Genomic DNA, 16,392 nt, shown 5'->3' on the forward strand with positions numbered 1-16,392 from the left:
GATTTAATTTGCTGGTGGATGGTTATGCACGCGTCATCCTGAACTTGATTCAGGATCTTAGAGAGTGCCTATGGTCGGCTTTCGTAGACGCCAAGGTACTGGATAAACACGGTGTGTTTTCCAGTATGACGATGGGGTTTTAGCTTGTAGTTAGGTAGCCAAAAACGTGTCACCCTGAACTTGATTCAGGATCTTAGAAAGTGTCTATGGTTGGCTTTTATAGACTCCAAGATACTGGATAAACACGGTGTGTTTTCCAGTATGACGATGAGATTTGAGTTTGCAGTTAGGTGGCCCAAAACGCGTCATCCTGAACTCGATTCAGGATCTTAAAAAGTGCCTTTGGTTGGCTTTCGTAGGCTCCAAGATACTGGATAAACACTGCGTTTTTCCCAGTATGATGCGTTCGAAACAACAGTAAATAATGCTTACTTGTTCTTCCTAGCTCGGCTCTCATTCTGCACTGACCGGTACATTTTACCCAGTTGCTTATCATGGGAGCGTAATTCAGCGAGAGAAGCACTGTTGCGAGCTTGCTCTCGTTGTAATTTCAGGTAATTGTTCAAACGACGATCGTCTAACACACCTGACTGTAGCGCCTTTTGAATTGCGCAACCTGGTTCGTTTTGATGAGAGCAATCAGAGAAACGGCATTGCGAGGCAATTTCTTCCACATCAGCGAAGGTTTCGCTTATCCCTTGGGCTACATTGGCGAGTTGCAACTCTCGCATTCCAGGGGTATCGAGAAGTACACCACCACTTGGCATAGGATGAATAGTTCGTCCTGTCGTAGTGTGTCGTCCTTTACTATCGTCTTCACGAATGGAGCCGGTTTTCTGGGCCTCGGTTTGAAGCAAAGTGTTCACGAGAGTGGACTTGCCCACACCCGAAGAGCCGAGAAAGGCGACCGTTTTCCCTGTTTTACACCACGCAGTAAGTGACTGAGCGCTATCAAACTCCAGCGCATTGACGGTTTCAATCATAAGCATGGGATCTAGAGATTGAACTTGTTGCTTTAGTGCCTCGGCATCGTCACACAGGTCTGCTTTGGTTAATACAATAACGGCCTCAACTTGCGCCTCGTTGGTTAACGCGAGGTAGCGTTCAACGCGGCTGAGATTAAAGTCGTCATTTAAAGACATTACGATAAATACAGTGTCGATATTGGCTGCGATGTATTGCTCTGCAAGCTTTGTGCCTGCAGCCTTTCTAGAAAACAAAGAGCTTCTTTCTAAACGGCGTTGGAACTGCTGTTCATGATCCAGCAGCACCCAATCACCTACTGTCATTGATGGCAGAGATTCGTGCATTGGCAAAGACACTTCACCTTGCTCTGTAATTAGTTGATAACCAGAGCGATGGTGAGCAGAAATGCGAGCAACAACTGAGTCTTCATAATCATCAAGGGTCAGCTGCTGCTGAAAAAAGGGTTGCCAGCCGAGGTTTTGTAGGTTCATTTAGTGCATCATCATCTTTTTGACAGGTACTGATAGGTTTAGCATACGACCTGTATCAAAAGTAAGTGTTAGAGGAATGATCATGCCTTCTTTTAATGGCTCTTTGATGCCAAACAACATGATATGTAAGCCATGTGGCTTAAGTTCCGTGTCAGTTTTACCAGGTAGCTCTATCTTGTCTAATTTTCGCATTTTCATCACGCCGTCTTGCATAGCATGAGTGTGTAATTCTGTAACTTCAGCAGCAGGAGTTTTTGCCGAAACAAGAGCGCGCCCCTCTGCAGCTGGGTTAGTGATTGTTAAGAATATTGCACTGGTGGTGGAAGTAGGAGGTGTTTCTTTCGCGTATGCACCTGAAACTGAAACTACATTGCTAGCGTACGTAAAGGGTGAAAGTAGCACTAGGATGAAAGTAAGAAAGCGAGTTGTCATGGTTGCATCTCCATTGTGATGTCATTAATAGCTTTAACAAGTGGGGCCGGAGTGAGGGTATGTTGCACCTTGGTCATTTCAGTGCCATCAGGTGCGAGAAAGTAAAAGTAGGAGCTGTGGTCAACGGTATATTCCAGAGCGGAATCTTCCAGCTCCGTTTTGATATAGATAACACCGTACTTATTTGCCAAAGCTTCGAGTGTTTCTGGTGCTGCTCGGTATCCCTCAAAATTCTCGTGAAAGTACTGAGCGTATTGATGAACATCATCACCAGAGTCTCGTTCTGGATCTAAAGTGATTAGGATAGGACGTATCTTAGCTAATGATTCCTCTGATACTTGGTGTAACGCAGCGCTTAGCATAGCAAGAGAAGTAGGGCAGACATCAGGGCAGCGAGTAAAGCCAAAATAAACCACATTGATCCGAGGATCGTCAGGGTTAAACAGAGGTTTTTCCTCTCCGTTGACCCCTGTCACTAAAGGGGGATCAGCACGTTCTGTTTGTGTTTGGACTTGCTTCTGGTCTTGGGCATCTAAATATGATTTAACGCCGAAACCTAATGCAATAGCGACAATCATAGTGAGCGTCCAACTTTTGCTCATCTTTGCATCCTTACTGAGATGGGAAGTGTTTCGGTTGAAGACTGAATTGAACCAATCCATGTCATTGAATCACTGTGGCAAACGGGCAGTAACAAAGAGCCCGAAAAGGTGCCATTGCCTTGATTGCTGAGTACAAACTTAGCCACACCCATGGACATTTCTTTGCCCTCAAGTTCTATCCACAGCTGCTCATCACTGTTTTCTGGCCAATTTACCTCGATTGAAGTTGGTTGCATCGGCGAAACAACGTCTTGCTCCAGTACTATTCTTGCGTTATTTATCGAACAAGCAGCAGTCGAGAGATGGCAATATTCAATATCAGATTTTGGTTTTGCATTTGCTAAGGAATTTTGAGTAGTTTGATAGATATCCTTAGCAAAAAAGCCTAGCCCAAGAGCAAGTATGAAAGCTAGGCCTTTGAAAATGTTGTTCATTATTTGTCTTCAGCAAATTTCTCTAAAGCCAATACTAGACCAATCGCAGCCAACATCATTACCACTGCCAGCGCAGTTTGTGACGGTGTACCAGTAATCGATTCAAAATTGTGAGGCATGAGGTTTTCTTGCAAGAGCGGGACTTGCTCACCACTTGAGTTAGTGCGCCAGGTCAGAGTCTCTTTCCATGGCCAAATCTTTGGCAGTGTACCGACCATAAGGCCAACCAAGAACATCAGGGTAATATCTCTAAAGCGCTTTAAAAGCCATGATAGTAGATGAGAGAAGCTCAGCAGACCACACAAGCAGCCGCCCATAAATAGCATTAGAAAGCCAATATCAAAGCCTTTTACGGCACCAATGACAGGGCCATACATACCGATCAACAGCAAAATAAAGCTGCCAGAGATGCCAGGCAAAATCATTGCACAGATAGCGATAGAACCTGATAGAACAATGTTGATTGCTGTTGGTTCGAGATTGAGTGGGTTGAGTACTGTAATTGCAAATGCAAGCGCAATCCCCATTGCAAAGCCGACCCATTTCATAAGGTCAAAGGATGTAATCTGGCGCATGATATGCCAGACCGATACTAATATCAGACCAAAGAAAAAGGACCATAGTGGAACTGGGTGGGTGACCAGCAACCACGAAATAAGCTTAGCTAGCGTTAATATACTAGTGAAGATACCAGCGAAAAGAGACAGCAAGAAGAAGCCGTTGATGTGCTCGAATGCGCCTTTGATGCCTTTTGAGCGCAGTATGCCAAGAAGTGACGGGTTCACGCGGCGAATACTCTCTAATAAGGTATCGTAGATGCCAGTGATAAACGCGATGGTGCCGCCAGAAACACCGGGTACAACGTCCGCTGCGCCCATAGCCATTCCCTTGAGGAAATTGGTGAAGTAATTCATAAAGTTAGTTTTGAAGCCAAGTCCGTTAATGGTTGTTATTGTAAGGGAAATGACGGGTAGGGGAAATGGAATTATTTGGTTCTAGGAGGTGACAATTTGTTAGCGGATAGCTTTGAGCATCAAGTTAGAAGTAAAAGCCTAGACCCTAGGGTCTAGGCTAAAAATATTATTTTGCTAAGTAGCTCATCAGGAACTGAGAAATCTTGCGCATATCTTCGATAGCGATGTACTCCTCGGTTGTGTGTACCTTGGCCATACCCGTAGATAGGTTAACGATAGTTAGGCCTTTTTCAGCAAAGATGTTGGCATCACTACCACCACCGGTTGAAGTCACGATTGGCTCGATATCCAACTGAGTGAAGACTTCTTTTACCGTTTGGATGTGAGGGTGTGATTCAGGGATCTGGAACGGGTTGTATGCGCGAGTTGAAACGATCTCAACTTCAGCGCCATGCTTGTTTGCCGCTGCTTCAAAGGTTTCAACCATATGAGCGACTTGCTTTGCTAATTTCTCTTCATCAAGAGAGCGTGCTTCTGCTTCGATGTAAAGGCTTGGCATTACGATGTTTGTAGCTTGCCCGCCTTTTACGACACCGATATTGGCAGTGGTTTCTTCGTCGATACGTGACAGGTTCATGTTGGCGATAGCATCAGCGGCAACAGTCAGGGCATTGATGCCTTGCTCTGGTGCTAAACCAGCATGTGCTGGCTTACCAGTGATGTTTACCTTCAGGTTTTGCTGACCTGGAGCTACGGCAATGATAGTACCGATAGGGCCGCCTGAATCTAGAACAATACCCATCTCTGATTCAATTTTGCTGCAATCAAATTGCTTCGAGCCATGTAGACCACCTTCTTCAAAAACAGTGAACGCAATCTCGATGGTTTTGTGCTCGACATTGTTCTCTTGAAGGGTTTTGATAGCTTCGATGATAGCCGCAATACCTGACTTATCGTCACCACCAAGAATAGTGTCACCTGCAGAGCTAATGATGCCGTCTTTGATTACTGGCTCAATGCCATTACCTGGAGTTACCGTATCCATATGACAGCTTAGTACGATGCTACCGTCTAGTTTGCCTGGTAATTTGGCATAGATGTTAAAGCCATTGGACAGAGTTTCAGGCACGGCAAGGCGCTCTACGTCAAAGCCAAGTTGCTGAAGCTGAGATTCGATTTCAATAGCAACTTCTTTCTCGTTGCCTGATTCGCTGTCAATTTTTACCAGTTGTAGAAAGTTATCTACGAGACGATTTTGATCTACTTGTGTCATGGAATTACTTCTTTATCTATTCATGAAGCGGATAGTTACACATATTGCGTGCTACACGCCCTTGATGCAGATCAATTTTGCGTCCGATTTCAGAATAGATGGCCATTAACCCATAGGTGAGTGGCGATACTTGCAGCATAACCAAGGGCAATGATCGGCATCCATTTTAGGTGCCCAAAGAAGGTATACTTACCATGAGCGGCTCCCATTAATGCAACACCAGCGGCTGAGCCGATAGACAATAAACTACCACCCACACCTGCGGTTAAGGTGACCAATAACCAGTTGCCCATTGAAAGCTCTGGCTGCATGGTCAAAATCGCAAACATCACCGGAATGTTATCGACAATTGCTGAGAGTATTCCAACCATGACGTTAGCCCAAATAGGATCCCATTGGGTGTACATGATCTCTGAAACTAACCCAAGATAACCAAGTAGACTTAAGCCTCCTACACACATTACCACGCCATAGAAGAACAGCAGGGTGTCCCATTCGGCATGGGAAACTCGTCTAAATACATCGAAAGGAACTACAGAGCCAAGTCGCTTTAATGCGGCTTTATCGTGATGAGCTTCGGCAACCGCACGCTTTTTAGCAAGAGAGCGAGGAAGTGTTTTTCGAAGATAGAAGCCAAAAAATTGTAGATAGGCCAGTCCCATCATCATGCCAATCACCGGCGGGAAATGCAGTAAGCCGTGGAAAGCGACAGCAGTCGCGATGGTTAAGATGAATAATGCGACGATGCGTCTAGCCCCACGTTTGAGTTCAACGTATTCATGCACGGCATCTGGGCTTGTTTTCGGTACGAAGAAAGACATGATCACTGCAGGCACTATGTAGTTGACCACAGAAGGTGCAAACAGCGTCAGAAACTGCATAAACTCAACGTGGCCTGCTTGCCATACCATCAGGGTCGTAATATCGCCAAATGGGCTAAACGCACCTCCTGCGTTTGCGGCAATAACAATATTGACACAGGCTATGTTAATGAACTTGTAGTTGGTGCCTCCGACTTTCATAACCACTGCGCACATCAATAAAGCAGTAGTCAGGTTATCGGCGATTGGTGAGATAAAGAATGAAAGGATGCCGGTTAGCCAGAATAAAGAGCGTAAATTAAAGCCTTTTCCAACCATCCAAGCTTGCAGGGCATCAAACAACCGGCGCTCTTCCATAGCACTGATGTAAGTCATCGCAACCAGCAAGAAAAGCAGTAATTCAGAGTACTCAAGTAGGTTATGGTCCAGAGCAGATTTAGCCACATCCATCTGGCCTAAGCGCTGGAAGGTAAAGCCAATTAATATCCAGATTAGTCCGGCAGCAAGTAATACCGGTTTCGATTTTCTGAGCTTGAGGACCTCCTCTCCCATCACGAGGCAGTAAGCCAGTGCAAAGATAACGAGAGCGGCATATCCTACACCTGATTGAGTCAGGTCTGGCATAGCATGAGTGGTGGAAGAAATGGCGACAGGGGAGACTAAAAGAGAAACGAGCGCCAAGCACAACATAGACGAGAAAGACTTCACTGCGACTCCTTGCAGATGATTAATTAACGTAAACAGTATTCCTTGTTGATTGACTAGACTTAACGGACGTTTAAACAAAGCCAAGTAACAAAGAGAACCAGACCCACCTAGCCTAAACCTGAAATGAAAACAATAGCTTGAATTAGATCACCCTTTAGCAAGGCAGATGAAATAACTTTGTTAATTTGAAGGGTGGTTTGGGTTGCGCAAATGCATCTTGTAAGGCGCTATTTGTTTGTTCCAGTCACTTGTGTAACCGATGTTTTGCTATTAGTTTTAACAGGCTAACTGCAAGAAACTTAAAGGATTAATAATGAGTGAACAAACAAGCGGTCAAGACTCCCCATTGACTAGCAAAAGGGTATTGTTGTTATTTGCCCATCCTTCTCAGTCTCGTTCAGAGGTCAATGTTGCGTTATACAAAGCGGCAAAAAAGATCCCCGGTATCACCTGTGTTGACCTTTATAGTGAGTACCCAAAGTACGATATTGATATTGAACGCGAACAGCAGCGTTTGTTGGATCATGACATCATTATTTTCCAGTTTCCTTTGTACTGGTATTCCACACCTTCGATCCTCAAAGAGTGGCAGGATTTAGTACTCGAGTATGGCTTTGCCTACGGACATGAAGGTACTGCGATTCAAGGCAAGCAATTTTTCTGCGCTATCACAGCAGGAGGTAAGGAAGATGCGTACCAAACGGATGGCTACAACCACTATACCATTCGAGAATTACTGCATCCGATAGAGCAAACTGCGGCATTAACGGGCATGAATTACTGGGCTCCGTTTGTTTTATTTGGTTCACGAACAGCGCTGGAAGAAGGCAGAGTTACAGAACATGTCAAAAACTGGAAGCAATTGTTAGAAGCGTTAGTGGCAGGAAAGGTTGATGAAAACCTCGCAGCGTCTTTACCTCAAATTAGCGGTAACTTGGACGCAGTGATTAAAGGAGCGCAGTTATGACAGGTTACTTTTTGCAGGCATTTATCTATCTGATCGCGGCTGTTATTGCTGTTCCTATTGCCAAGCGTCTAGGGCTTGGCTCTGTACTGGGGTACTTAATTGCAGGGGTGGTTATTGGCCCCATCGCAGGTCTTGTTGGCGAAGAAACTACGACGATTCAGCACTTTGCTGAATTTGGTGTAGTGATGATGTTGTTCCTAGTGGGTTTGGAGCTTGAGCCTAAGATGCTGTGGAATATGCGTAATCGCCTTATGGGGCTCGGCGGTATTCAAGTTGTCGGAACTGCTGGCATAGTCATGGGGATTGCGTTAGTTCTTGATATGCAGTGGCAAATAGCCTTAGCGATCGGTCTTATCTTCTCACTTTCATCTACCGCTATTGTTTTGCAGACCTTTAATGAAAAGGGGCTGACCAAAACCGAAGGTGGTCAAAATGCCTTCTCTGTGCTGCTATTCCAAGACATCGCAGTGATCCCGATGTTGGCCTTCATACCTCTGCTCGCTTTACCTGAATTAGTAGAATTGGCTCAGACGGCAGTGGGTGAAAGTGCGGATCATCACCCTGAGTTAAGTTTGGTTGCAGGGCTACCTGGCTGGGCTTATGGGTTAGTGATAACAGCATCGATAGCCGTTGTTGTGGTCGGCGGTCACTTTGCTAGCCGCCCTTTGTTTAGGTTTGTGGCGGCATCAGGGCTTCGCGAAATATTTACCGCAACGGCTTTAATGTTGGTGATTGGTATTGCAGCGCTAATGGGACTGGTGGGGCTTTCTCCTGCTCTAGGCACCTTCCTTGCGGGCGTTGTATTGGCTAACAGCGAATTCAGGCACGAACTGGAATCGAATATTGAACCTTTCAAGGGTTTGTTACTTGGTTTGTTCTTTATCACTGTAGGTGCAGGTATCGATTTTACTGTTCTATTCAGTGATTTCTTTGTCATTATCGGTCTGACACTTGGACTGATGTTGCTTAAAGGCCTTGTACTTTGGACGCTGGCTATCGCCTTTAAGATCAAAGGGGTTAATCGTTGGCTATTCGCCTTGAGCTTGGCGCAAGCGGGTGAATTTGGCTTTGTACTGCTCAGCTTTACCATGCAAAACAACGTTCTACCAACCGATATTGCGACCACATTGTCGCTGGTGGTTGCGCTTTCAATGTTCCTGACTCCTGGACTGTTTATTTTCTACGATAAGGTCATTCTTCCTAAGTATGAGAAAGCGAGCAACCAAGATGAAGAAGCTGATGTTATTGACGAGCACGGTACGGTGATCATTGCTGGCGTGGGTCGTTTTGGTCAGATCGTTAATCGCTTACTGGTCAATAATGGTGTTGAAACCGTTGTCCTTGATCATCAGGCCACTCAGGTCGCTAACTTAAGAAAAATTGGTACAAAAACCTACTTTGGTGATGCTACCAAGCCCGATCTATTACACACCGCTGGTATTGAACATGCTAAAGCGGTTGTGGTTGCGATAGATAATGAAGAGGCTTCTTTAGAGTTGGTGAAGTATGTGAGACACACCTATCCGCATGTGAAAGTTATTGCTCGTGCCTTTGACCGAGGACATTCTTATCAACTCCGACAAGCGGGTGCTAGTCACATAGAAAGTGAGACTTTCCATTCTGCATTAGAAGTCGGGACGGTAGCGCTTCGCTGTATGGGGTTCCATCCATTCCAAATAGAGCAGCAACGGAACTCCTATATCAAGGTAGAGAAAGAAAGCTCAGATAACTTATATCATGCTTGGCTCGATGATGCTGAAGGCGAGCGCTTTGATAACAACTTCATCAAACTTTTTGTTGAGTTGGAAGATAAAATACGTGACGCTATGGGTTCAGATCGCAGTGATAACCATACTCGCTCTGAACGAGGGTGGACACCGCCACCAAAAGGATATGCAGATAAATTTGAGGACTCGTCGGAGTGACACAACATAAATCGTGGCAAACACCACAAAACTTTCTAATCTTGATTTCGATTGTGGTGCCCGTCGCTTTCTCAAGTTGGATGGCGCTCTTGAATAACTTTGTTATCGAGCGCGCGAACTTTGATGGCGCGGATATCGGTTTATTGCAAAGCGTTCGGGAAATTCCAGGGTTCTTGGCATTTACCGTGGTGTTTGTGCTTTTGTTTATCAGAGAACAAAAGTTCATGCTGGTATCGCTGTTCATGTTAAGCCTAGGCACGTTCCTTACGGGGTTCTTCCCTAGTGTAACGGGCTTATTGTTGACCACGCTATTGATGTCGACAGGATTTCACTACTTTGAAACCTTGAAACAATCGCTCTCATTACAATGGCTGTCCAAAGATGAGGCGCCGGAAATGTTGGGGAAGATGATCTCCATTGGCGCACTAGCCTCACTACTTACCTATGGCGCATTGTGGGTAATGCTAGAGGTGTTAAAGCTCGATTATATTGTGGTGTATGCCATTACGGGCGGTGCAGCTCTAGTGTTAGTGGCTCTGATGACCATAGGTTTTCCCCAATTCAAAACTGATACCGTTCAAAATAAAAAATTGGTGCTAAGAAAGCGCTACTGGCTTTACTACGCTCTTACCTTCATGAGTGGGGCTCGTAGGCAAATATTTACGGTATTTGCTGGCTTCCTGATGGTTGAGAAGTTTGGTTATTCAGCGGCCGATGTCACCTTACTGTTTTTGGTCAACTACTTATTTAACTTTTTGTTCGCGAAGAAAATTGGCCGTTTTATTGGAGTCGTAGGTGAGCGCAAGGCCTTGGTATTTGAATACATTGGTTTAATTGGGGTTTTCCTTGGCTATGCTTTCGTTCAGTCCGCGGAATGGGCAGCAGCACTTTATGTTATTGATCACTTGTTTTTTGCCTTAGCACTGGCAATAAAAACCTACTTCCAAAAAATTGCGGATCCCGCCGATATGGCCTCTACAGCGGGTGTAAGTTTTACTATCAACCATATCGCCGCAGTAGTCATTCCTGTGACCTTTGGTGTGATTTGGTTAACTTCTCCTGCGCTCGTTTTTGTTATCGGGGCGATGATGGCTGCGGTTTCTCTCATTCTGTCTCTGAATATCCCAGCGAAACCAACAGAAGGTAATGAAGTTAGATTCTTTAGTTGGGGTAGGGTTTAACTTTAGTTGTAGTCAATATAAAGGAAGGCAATCAACTTAGTAGCGGATAGCTTTATGCTCTGAGGGCGTTACCTTCCTTCGTTCCATCCTTCTTTTAAATGTATTCTCCTACCTAGCATCTGAATTTTCGATACATTCTAATTCTGTCAATCAGTATTCCAATGACATTATGCGCCTTAATTAACTGGAGGCGTGTTATGTATAACGAAACAACTTGTAGATTGATAAAGGCCAATCAATTACTAACATGTCACGGAACGACAGACATTCAATTACCCAACTGTGATAGAGATTTATTGGAGTTGGCAAAATGAAACAGATAATAGTTTTATTCGCTTTTTTTCTTGCAGCTTGTACAACGATTGTAGAGCCGACACCAGAGAATGGCTGTGACACATCTTCAATCGAAGCAAGTGAGAATGAAGCTGCTGCTCTTGCGACCTTCTCGCTGATTAGATCTTTGTCGGGAGAGCGCTCAAGCCTAGCAGCACACGCAACGAATGCTGAGCAACGTGCAGAGATTTTGAGAATCAAAGCTGAGCTATGTAAGCAAAAAATGTGATTTTTCTTAAGTTGCTCAACCTATGTTTAGTCAAGAGCTAAAAAAATGCCGACCGTATATGGTCGGGATTTGTGGTTTTTAAGGGCCTAGAGTTTGAAACCCTTAAAACACCGTCTGTTTATGATCCAAATACAGATAGTTTTGCCAACTCTTCATACCAATCAAAATCTTACGCATGATAGAGACATGGTGGAAGCTATTGGAATATCAGATTGTGCCGTTTTGTACATTTGCCAATGTATGACTCAATTTTACCAATCACCAATCTATACCACGTTAACTAACCTGATTGCTTTTATGCTGTTCGGCTAGAAAAATTGGAAATCTTTGATTTTAAACAACTTAGACACATATTCTTACCCCGCATCAAGCTTTGTTGAGCTATTTTTGTACAAGATTAAGTATTTTTAATGCGAGGATATTCTATGGACTCAAACGAAGTATTCAGCTCAAGTTATCAACGATGTTGTATAGACCAGGAATTTCTCACTTATTTTCTGCAACACTTTTGCAGAACTAACCCTAGATTCTCAGAGCGCTTTGGTGGTGTGGATATTGATCAACAAACGAAAATGCTTAAAGCTTCAATCATTCTTATACACAACGCATCAGAAAATGCATATGTACGTAATAATGTTAAAAACCTAGCAATACAGCATAAAAACTTGGGGCTAAATATCAAAGGCGAAGAGCTGGTCGCTTGGCGAGAAAGTCTACTCGTAACAGTCAAAGCATTTGACCCGCATTACAATGATGACATTGATGATGCATGGAGATCTGCACTTAAAGTCGGTATGGAGCTAATGAAGGAACACGCTACTTATTCTTAGCTCTAGGGTTCAATAATAATTAATCCATCATAACCGACTTAATTAGGACTTAGAGAGAAACTCCAACTATATAATCACTACCCGCTTCGCCTGATTTACCAGTCTACTTGGGCCTACAGCGAAAAATTGGATGATTCTCTCTTAGATTGCTTTACTTAACCGCTAGTGATCCAAATACAGATAGTTCTGCCAACTCTTCATACGAATCAATATCTTACGCATGATAGAGACATGGTGGAAGCTATCGGAATATACGGCAATCTGCACGGATGTACCAAGCGGTAGGCGATACTGTGAAACATCATCAGTTAGGCGTAGCTTCACCAAAGCACGACCATCTGCATTGAGTGACTGTGTCCCTAGCAATCTGCCGGAGGCTTGTACTTCACCCTCTGCCATAGCAGGAATGACGTTGACAACCTCTCCCTTGAAAACCTTACCAGGTAGGCTAGGAAATAAGAATTCAGCTTCAAAGCCTGGTTTTAGTCGTTGTAACGAGTTTTGACGAAATGCACCAATGTAGTCGTATTCTTCAGCATGGATAAACACCATCGATGGAGCTAGAGGCAAAGGTACCGCCATTTGTCCTGGGCGAAGGATCAACTGCGTCACATAGCCATTGGTTGGGGCCCTGACCACAGTTTCATCAAGATTGAATTGCGCTTGAGCCACCTCCGCTTTTAGACGTGCTACCGTAGTGTTTTCACCATCGACTTCAGACTCGTAGGCGACACGGGCACTATTTTCCATTGCAATTTCTGCTTCTAGATCAGCTTCTGCACCTTTGAGGTTTTGTCGGCGAGTATCAACTTGTTGAGCTGTAAATGCCCCTTTTTTAAAGCCCGCGTTGTAGCGATTAAACTCTCTTTTTACTCTATCTCGTTCTGCTCGTGCTCGATGAACCTCAGATTGTGCCGCTTTGTACTCAGACTCTAGCTGAAATACCGCTTGCTCAGCAGCTGCTAAGTCGGCTTTCTTACCTAAAAGTGCTGCTTCATAAGGTTCTGATTCGATAGTGAATAAAGGCTCGTCTTTCACTATGAAAGTATCGGGCTTAACATTCACCTCAACTACGTGACCACGAACCGTCGGAACGATAGGGGTGGTGTTATAGACTTGTCGGCCAACTTGCGTGAAAGGATGGTTGTAATTCATGAGTAGAATTAGAGTACCAATCAATATCACTCCCCCAAGCACAGCGGTAGGAACAGACCATTTATTTAGGGGAATGTTGAATATTTTGAATACAGCGACACATATAGCGGTGTAGGTGAGTATCAGTAGTAAATCCATTACGCATCTCCCTCACTTTGAGCCGGCTTAGTACTTGCTTGCTGTTGAGGCAGCGACTGTTTAAGCTGTTCGACTTGTTCCGTCAAGTCCTGAACCTTTTGATTGAGTTGAGTAATATCATGGTGAAGGTCAGATTGTTCTTGTTTTATTTGAGTCATACCCCAACCTCTGTCCTCGCGCCATAACGTGGCCCATATCCAGAGAAATGGCCATAAAGCATGTAGGGTGAAAAGGCTGATCCACCCCGTGACATGGATGGCATCTTGGTGAGGGTGATTTCGTTTCTTTGCTATTTCATACGGAATATCGTGGATAACGATAATGCCGTAGAAAATCACAAGAGCAACGAATACCAATAGCCCGAGAGCAATGTAATCGAGAAACATGTTTCATCCTTGTAATGCTTGTTCGAATATTGTTATTTCATTTTCAACGTTAATGTGTGTAAATACAACTAGTTTATTGATTACATGGACTTTTTTCATGTGATGTGTGGTTAATTTTGTAAAGGTAGTGAGCTGTTTAGTTATCTAAACAAGCAATTATCTAATTAGAGGCGAAGCATTGAATTTCATTGGAGAGGTAGCTGCCATTAGCGCAGCTATTGTATGGGCAGTTGCAACTTGGATTTATGGTCAGTTTAGCCATCGGTTTAGTGCTTTACAGCTCAATATAATAAAGGGAGTAGTAGCTTCAGCCATGATGCTGGTGGTTTTGCCACTGCTGCCGCAAGCGAGCATAGAAATCTCCAAGCAGCACGCCTTGATACTGGGTATTTCAGGTGTCATCGGCATCGCCATTGGGGATAGTGCTTATTTTGCATCATTAAAACGAATTGGACCGAACAATACATTGCTACTGGAGTCATTGGCGCCACCATTGTCAGGATTGTTAGCCTTAATGTTCTTGGGACTAGGTCTGAGTGTATTTAACTGGCTTGGCGTCATTGTGACAACGGTTGCAGTGACCTCTGTCGTACTTCAGCCTTCTGCAAATAAAAGAGGCGTTTCTAAATCTGGTATCGGCTTTGGCCTTTTGGCGAGTGTGTGTCAAGCCAGTGGCGTTGTAATTTCACATTTTGCATTGGTAGCCGGGGATATAGACCCGCTTGTCGGTGCCTTACTCCGTCTATCTATTGGTGTATTAGCCGTCGTGATGATTATTCCGTTTGCGGAATCAAAGCCGTTTTCTAGTCTGTTTAAATTAGGAAAAGGCATGCCAAAAACGGACAAGTACTACCTGTTAGCGGCAATTGCCGTGGGTACGTTCTTCGCGCTTTGGTTGCAACAGGTAGCCCTAAAACACGCCAACCCAGCAATAGCCCAGACACTTATCGCAACCAGTCCGTTGTTTATGCTGGTCATTTACAAGATCAAGGGACTAGCTATCTCTAGGCGCTCAATCATTGGCACCCTAGTGGCTATTGGCGGTATTGCATTGTTGCTGATGGGATAGGGCTTACTGCAGCAATTGATCAAGAGACAACGGCTTTTCTGATATGCCAGCGTTCACCGCTGGTGTTTCCCCTGGATTCTCTTGGTGGCACAAATTATTCCAAGCGCGATAGATATCAAGTAGTGGGAGTAACCCTTCAGGACGCCTTTTTCTTCTTGGCTCATTAACACTACTTTTAAACATGGCATGAAAACGATCCATGTAGTGGGTAATGGAAGACAACTTAGGGAGTTGGTGTGCTTGTTTTTGGGTAAGGTTACTCTCTACTAATTGACAGATTGCTCGTTGATCCGCTTTTCCTCTCAGGTGCCATTGCTCTGAGAGCGACCAAGGCGGTGCAGAGTCTTCGAATCGAAGAAGTTGCGGTTTATTACCTGTTTTACCCTCAGTCCAACTCTCATCTTCAACTTGATAGAGAAGATCAAGTGATTGCTTTTGACGCATGGCGTTAAAACTCAGCATGGCTGCGTCGGCGAGCATGGGTTCAAAACTCATACTAAGCATCACTTGCTCTTTGTTTCCAAGGGCTTGGTTCAACTGCAGGTAATGCGCCGCAGTGCAATAGATGGGAGAAACCAAGCTCGATTTAGCTGGATAGTTAAGCTGCGTTTGGTTGTGCAAAGGATTATTGAGATGAGTGCGCTCTTGGTGAGCAACATTTAACGACTCGATAATGTCTTTCAAGGCTTCAGTTTTAGGTGCTGGTGGTGCTGTATTAATACTTGCCAGGAAGTCACTGCCTATGAAGCGATGGTTGATCGTGATTTTTTGCTCACTTAGATTTAAAGACTGCTGAGCAATGTAGTGAGAATCAAGATCACCAGTACATACCCAAAGCACGCCATTTTGGCTTTTAGGTTGTAAGAAGGTCCAGTCACTACCTAGCAGGAACTTTTGCCCCTTGTTTTTCCAATGATGATCAAATACCGACGATTTTTGACGACAAATTGTCGCCATAACCTTGATGTGATCATTCAACGTTTTGGCTTGAATCTTCAATTTAGCGGCAATTTCTTTGAGGCTAAATCCGGTCAACAATAACGCTAATATCGTTACGTGGGTCTTCAAGTTTGGGTTTTCTACGGAAAATCGGTCGACGATGGTTTTCTGGCAATTTTTACAACGATAGCGCTGTTTATCTCCGCTAAAACCAAACGCATAGTAACGATTAGGGTGTAATTGAACGTTTAGCCCTACATTGACACACTGCTCACTGGTGCATGCCGTAAGCCCTGCATGGTTGTGCTCAAGTTGCGCGGTTACTTCATGGTTTAATTCTGTTGGCCAAATAATGGGAGAAATAGAGTGGCAGTTAATACACGCTATTTGCGGGTTGTTGGTAGCTGATGATAGTGAATAATTTGCTGCGTTAAGAGAACCAAAATCTGCACACAAAGGGTTTTTGCAAAAATTGAGAGCAAGTAATTGTGGCGATAAGTTTTCAGACACGGGAAATACTATATTCAGGAAATTAAACTGATTTTACCTAATTTTGGGTAAACAGACATTTTTTTAAATAGATTTGCTCGTTTGCTCTA

At 44.2% G+C, this 16,392-nt stretch carries 16 protein-coding genes; 6 read left to right on the top strand and 10 right to left on the bottom strand.

Translation table 11 applies throughout. The features are described 5' to 3' along the window. Window positions 1-428 precede the first annotated feature (428 nt). The 7 genes from rsgA to nhaD form a co-directional block, all read right to left on the bottom strand. A complete protein-coding gene (gene rsgA, locus OCU46_RS18430; RefSeq protein ID WP_141271272.1) occupies window positions 429-1,457 on the bottom strand; it encodes a ribosome small subunit-dependent GTPase A in 1,029 nt (342 codons plus the stop codon). Beyond that, window positions 1,458-1,889, bottom strand: coding sequence for a copper chaperone PCu(A)C (locus OCU46_RS18435; protein WP_141271271.1), 432 nt, complete (start codon window positions 1,887-1,889; stop codon window positions 1,458-1,460). Continuing rightward, window positions 1,886-2,491 carry an SCO family protein gene (locus OCU46_RS18440; RefSeq protein WP_141271270.1) on the bottom strand — a complete coding sequence of 202 codons (606 nt, stop codon included), beginning with the start codon at window positions 2,489-2,491 and terminating at the stop codon, window positions 1,886-1,888. Before OCU46_RS18440 ends, OCU46_RS18435 begins: the two co-directional genes overlap by 4 nt. Continuing rightward, window positions 2,488-2,925 carry a hypothetical protein gene (locus tag OCU46_RS18445; RefSeq protein ID WP_141271269.1) on the bottom strand — a complete coding sequence of 146 codons (438 nt, stop codon included), beginning with the start codon at window positions 2,923-2,925 and terminating at the stop codon, window positions 2,488-2,490. Before OCU46_RS18445 ends, OCU46_RS18440 begins: the two co-directional genes overlap by 4 nt. Continuing rightward, the gene (locus OCU46_RS18450; RefSeq protein ID WP_141271268.1) at window positions 2,925-3,839 is read right to left on the bottom strand and encodes a polyprenyl-phosphate transporter; all 915 of its coding nucleotides are present in this window, start codon (window positions 3,837-3,839) and stop codon (window positions 2,925-2,927) included. Before OCU46_RS18450 ends, OCU46_RS18445 begins: the two co-directional genes overlap by 1 nt. A gap of 166 nt (window positions 3,840-4,005) precedes the next feature. Continuing rightward, window positions 4,006-5,112, bottom strand: a complete 1,107-nt coding sequence (locus OCU46_RS18455) for a M20/M25/M40 family metallo-hydrolase (protein ID WP_141271267.1) — start codon at window positions 5,110-5,112, stop codon at window positions 4,006-4,008. A gap of 89 nt (window positions 5,113-5,201) precedes the next feature. After that, window positions 5,202-6,623 carry a sodium:proton antiporter NhaD gene (nhaD, locus tag OCU46_RS18460; RefSeq protein WP_141271289.1) on the bottom strand — a complete coding sequence of 474 codons (1,422 nt, stop codon included), beginning with the start codon at window positions 6,621-6,623 and terminating at the stop codon, window positions 5,202-5,204. A 364-nt stretch (window positions 6,624-6,987) separates the two neighbouring features. Here nhaD and OCU46_RS18465 point away from each other — a divergent pair, with 364 nt between their 5' ends. The 5 genes from OCU46_RS18465 to OCU46_RS18485 all read left to right on the top strand — a co-directional run bounded on the left by OCU46_RS18465 (window position 6,988) and on the right by OCU46_RS18485 (window position 12,106). Further along, window positions 6,988-7,608, top strand: a complete 621-nt coding sequence (locus OCU46_RS18465) for an NAD(P)H-dependent oxidoreductase (RefSeq protein WP_208733538.1) — start codon at window positions 6,988-6,990, stop codon at window positions 7,606-7,608. Next, complete coding sequence (locus OCU46_RS18470) at window positions 7,605-9,533, top strand: monovalent cation:proton antiporter-2 (CPA2) family protein (RefSeq protein ID WP_141271265.1); 1,929 nt, start codon at window positions 7,605-7,607, stop codon at window positions 9,531-9,533. Before OCU46_RS18465 ends, OCU46_RS18470 begins: the two co-directional genes overlap by 4 nt. Next, window positions 9,530-10,714 carry an MFS transporter gene (locus tag OCU46_RS18475; protein WP_141271264.1) on the top strand — a complete coding sequence of 395 codons (1,185 nt, stop codon included), beginning with the start codon at window positions 9,530-9,532 and terminating at the stop codon, window positions 10,712-10,714. The genes OCU46_RS18470 and OCU46_RS18475 overlap by 4 nt, the downstream gene beginning before the upstream one ends. 310 nt (window positions 10,715-11,024) lie before the next feature. Further along, a complete protein-coding gene (locus tag OCU46_RS18480; RefSeq protein WP_141271263.1) occupies window positions 11,025-11,276 on the top strand; it encodes a hypothetical protein in 252 nt (83 codons plus the stop codon). A 425-nt stretch (window positions 11,277-11,701) separates the two neighbouring features. Continuing rightward, window positions 11,702-12,106: a globin family protein gene (locus OCU46_RS18485; RefSeq protein ID WP_141271262.1), complete on the top strand. Its 405-nt coding sequence runs from the start codon at window positions 11,702-11,704 to the stop codon at window positions 12,104-12,106. A gap of 162 nt (window positions 12,107-12,268) precedes the next feature. Here the strand turns inward: OCU46_RS18485 and OCU46_RS18490 are convergent, their stop codons facing one another. Together OCU46_RS18490 and OCU46_RS18495 are read right to left on the bottom strand one after the other, a co-directional pair. Beyond that, the gene (locus tag OCU46_RS18490) at window positions 12,269-13,399 is read right to left on the bottom strand and encodes an HlyD family secretion protein (protein WP_141271261.1); all 1,131 of its coding nucleotides are present in this window, start codon (window positions 13,397-13,399) and stop codon (window positions 12,269-12,271) included. Beyond that, window positions 13,399-13,785, bottom strand: coding sequence for a DUF3302 domain-containing protein (locus OCU46_RS18495; RefSeq protein ID WP_141271260.1), 387 nt, complete (start codon window positions 13,783-13,785; stop codon window positions 13,399-13,401). Before OCU46_RS18495 ends, OCU46_RS18490 begins: the two co-directional genes overlap by 1 nt. Before the next feature lie 178 nt (window positions 13,786-13,963). On the opposite strand from OCU46_RS18495, the gene OCU46_RS18500 reads away from it, so the two are divergent. Next, complete coding sequence (locus tag OCU46_RS18500; RefSeq protein ID WP_141271259.1) at window positions 13,964-14,854, top strand: DMT family transporter; 891 nt, start codon at window positions 13,964-13,966, stop codon at window positions 14,852-14,854. 3 nt (window positions 14,855-14,857) lie between these two features. Here the strand turns inward: OCU46_RS18500 and OCU46_RS18505 are convergent, their stop codons facing one another. Beyond that, on the bottom strand, window positions 14,858-16,303 hold the full coding sequence (locus OCU46_RS18505) for an IS1 family transposase (RefSeq protein ID WP_141271258.1): 1,446 nt from the start codon (window positions 16,301-16,303) through the stop codon (window positions 14,858-14,860). Between the last annotated feature and the right edge of the window lie 89 nt (window positions 16,304-16,392).

The organism is Vibrio comitans (assembly GCA_024346835.1).
Classification (GTDB): Bacteria; Pseudomonadota; Gammaproteobacteria; order Enterobacterales; family Vibrionaceae; genus Vibrio; species Vibrio comitans.